3 protein-coding genes are annotated in these 3,617 nt (G+C 68.3%); 2 read left to right on the plus strand and 1 reads right to left on the minus strand.

Annotation, left to right across the window (positions count from 1 at the left end):
• A partial coding sequence (fadD8, locus tag WAN02_RS27460) for a fatty-acid--CoA ligase FadD8 (RefSeq protein ID WP_422268339.1) occupies positions 1 to 1,360 on the minus strand: 1,360 nt, incomplete at its 3' end.
• 77 nt (positions 1,361 to 1,437) lie between these two features.
• Here fadD8 and WAN02_RS27465 point away from each other — a divergent pair.
• Positions 1,438 to 3,042, plus strand: a complete 1,605-nt coding sequence (locus WAN02_RS27465; RefSeq protein ID WP_422268341.1) for an amidohydrolase — start codon at positions 1,438 to 1,440, stop codon at positions 3,040 to 3,042.
• On the plus strand, positions 3,039 to 3,617 hold a 579-nt coding region (locus WAN02_RS27470), incomplete at its 3' end, for an o-succinylbenzoate synthase (RefSeq protein WP_422268343.1). The genes WAN02_RS27465 and WAN02_RS27470, both read left to right, overlap by 4 nt.

Genomic DNA, 3,617 nt, shown 5'->3' on the forward strand with positions numbered 1-3,617 from the left:
CGTCCGGCGTGCCGACCACGCATACCTGCGCGACCGCCGCATGCTCGGCGATGACGTCCTCCACTTCGCGGGGGAAGACGTTGAAGCCGCCGGTGACGATCATGTCCTTGACCCGGTCGACGATGAAGTAGAAGCCGTCCTCGTCTTCGCGGGCCATGTCGCCGGTGTGCAGCCAGCCGTCCTTGAACGTCTCGGCCGTCGCTTCCGGCAGATGCCAGTACCCACCCGCCAAAAGCGGCCCGCTGACGCAGATTTCGCCCGGTTCACCCTGCGGGACGGGCTTGCCGTCCTCGCCGAGCAACGCCACCCGCGCGAACAAGGTCGGGCGCCCGCATGACGTCAGCCGCTTCTCGTCGTGGTCGCCTTTGGCCAGATAGGTGATCGCCATCGGCGCCTCGGATTGCCCGTAGTACTGGGCGAAGATCGGGCCGAACCGCGAGATGGCCTCCGCCAGCCGGACCGGGTTCATTGCCGAGGCGCCGTAGTAGACGGTCTCCAGCGACGACAGGTCCCGGGTCTGCGAATCCGGGTGGTCCATCAGCGCGTACAGCATCGACGGCACCAGCATGGTAGCCGTAATGCGTTTCTCTTCAATGACTTTCAACACCTCGGCCGGGTCGAACTTGCCCAGCACCACCATCTCGCCGCCCTTGACCACCGTGGGCGTGAAGAACGCCGCACCGGCGTGCGACAGCGGCGTGCACATCAGGAACCGAGGGTGCTCGGGCCATTCCCACTCCGCGAGCTGGATCTGGGTCATGGTCGCGATGTTCCCGGTGGTGCCGATGACGCCCTTGGGTTTACCGGTCGTACCGCCGGTGTAGGTCAGGCCGCCGATATGGTCAGGAGGCAAGTCCGCCGCGACGATTGGCTGCGGGGTGTATTTGGCCGCCTCGGCGGACAGATCGACCGCGACATCTTTCAGCTCCTCGGGCACCGGCCCGATGGTGAGGATCTTCGTCAGGGAGTCGACCTTGTCCAGCAAGCCCAGAGCCCGCTCGACGAACATCGGGTTGGGGTCGATGATCAGCGCCGTGGCGCCGGCATCCGACAGCACGTAGGCGTGGTCGTCCAGCGAACCGAGCGGGTGCAGGGCGGTGCGCCGGTAGCCCTGGGTCTGGCTGGCGCCGAGAATCATCAGGACCTCGGGCCGGTTGAGTGCCAGCATGCCGACCGTGACGCCGGCGCCGGCGCCCAGCGCTTCGAAAGCCTGGATGTACTGGCTGACACGTTCGGCAAGCTGACCGCCGGTCAGCGTGGTGTCGCCGAGAAACAGCACCGGCCTGTTCTTGTGGCGCTTGAGCGCGCCCACGAACAGATGGCCGTTATGGGTCGGGTTGCGCAGCAGCTCGTCACTCATGTGGCCAGACTAGAACGTGTTGCAATTTGTGTCTGCTACCCCCTCCGCCGCCTCAGCCATCACTAGGCTTCGTGCCCATGGCCGCTGCAGACCTCGTCATCACCGGAACCGTCCTGACCGTAGACGACACCAGGCCCACCGCCGAGGCGCGGGCGGTGGCCGACGGCCGGATCGTCGCAGTGGGTGACCGGTCCGAGATGGCCGGTTTCATCGGCCCGAACACCCATACTCTCGATATCGGCGACGGCTGCGTGATGCCGGGATTGATTGAGGCACATGGCCATCCGCTGATGGAGGCGATCGCGCTGTCGGACCGGCTGGTGGACATCCGGCCGGTCACGATGCGTAACGCCGACGACGTCGTCGAGGCTGTTCGCAGCGAGGTAAAGCGGCGCGGACCGGACGGCGCTTACCTGCTCGGCTGGGATGCGCTGCTGCAGAACGGACTGCCGGAGCCGACGCTGACCTGGCTGGACGACATCGCGCCGGACGGTCCGCTGGTGATCATTCACAACTCCGGGCACAAGGCCTTCTTCAACTCGTGCGCCGCCCAGCGCGCCGGCCTCAATCGCGACACCACCGACCCCAAGGGCGCCAAATTCGGCCGCGACGCACACGGCGACCTCGACGGCACCGCGGAGGAAGCCGGCGCGGTTTTCCCGCTGCTGCAGGGCGCGATCGCCCCGAGCGATTACCCGGCGATGTTGCTGGCCGAGTGCGCCCGGCTCAACCGGGCCGGGCTGACCACCTGCTCGGAGATGGCGTTCGATCCAGCGCTTCGCCCCCTGGTCGATGGCCTGCGCGGCCAACTCACCGTCCGGCTGCGGACCTACGAGATGTCCAATCCGCAGATGTCGACCACCGCCACACCCGGTGAGGGTGACGATGTGGCGCGCCAGGTCGGCATCAAGATCTGGGTGGACGGCTCGCCGTGGATCGGCAACATCGCCTTGTCCTTCCCGTATCTGGACACCGCCGCCACCCGCACCATCGGCGTGACGCCGGGTTCCTGCGGCCACGCCAACTACACCGCCGAACAGCTGACCGAGATCGTCGGGGCCTACTTCCCGCTCGGCTGGCCGATGGCCTGCCACGTGCAGGGCGATGCCGGGGTGGACACCATCCTCGACGTCTACGAAGAAGCCCTGCGCCGGCATCCCCGTGACGACCATCGGCTCCGCCTCGAGCACGTCGGCGCGATCCGGAACGAGCAACTGCAGCGCGCTCACGACCTCGGCGTCACCTGCAGCATCTTCGTCGACCAGATCCACTACTGGGGTGACGTGATCGTTGACGGGCTGTTCGGCCCCGAGCGCGGAAGCCGTTGGATGCCAGCAGGTTCGGCGGTGGCCACCGGCATGCGGATTTCGCTGCACAACGATCCGCCGGTGACGCCCGAGGAGCCGCTGCGCAACATCAGCGTGGCCGTGACGCGCAAAGCGCCCAGCGGGCGGGTGCTCGGTCCCGAGGAGCGGCTCACCGTCGAGCAGGCGATCCGGGCCCAGACCATCGACGCGGCCTGGCAGCTGTTCTCCGACGACATCATCGGCTCGCTGGAAGTCGGCAAGTACGCCGATCTGGTGGTGCTGTCGGCCGATCCGCGCACGGTGCCGCCGGAGGAGATCGCCGACCTGGAGGTGCGGGCGACGTTCCTGGCCGGCCGCCAGGTCTACGCGTCGTGACCGCTGCCCTCGACGACATCCTCGACCGCGTCCGCGTGGTGGCGCTGCCGATGCGGGTCCGCTTTCGCGGCATCACCACCCGCGAGCTGGCGCTGATCGACGGTCCGGCCGGCTGGGGCGAATTCGGCGCCTTCCTGGAATACGGCGACGCCGAGGCGGCGCAATGGCTGGCCGCCGCTCTGGATTCGGCCTACCGGATTCCGCCGCCGCCGCGCCGCGTCCGCATCGACGTCAACGCCACGGTGCCGGCGGTCGACGCCGCGCAAGTGCCCGAAATACTGGCCCGCTTCCCGGGCGCGCGCACCGCCAAGGTGAAGGTCGCCGAACCTGGCCAGACCCTCGACGATGACGTTGCCCGGGTCGATGCGGTCCGCGCGCTGGTGCCCATCGTGCGCGTCGACGCCAACGGCGCCTGGACCGTCGACCAAGCTGCCGCTGCCGCGGCCGCCCTCGGCCCGCTGGAATACCTCGAGCAGCCCTGCGCGACCGTCGACGAACTGGCCGAGCTGCGCCGGCGGGTCGACGTGCCGGTCGCCGCCGACGAGAGCATCCGCAAAGCCGGCGATCCGCTGGCC

The organism is Mycobacterium sp., assembly GCF_049281135.1.
In the GTDB taxonomy this organism is placed as follows: Bacteria; Actinomycetota; Actinomycetes; order Mycobacteriales; family Mycobacteriaceae; genus Mycobacterium.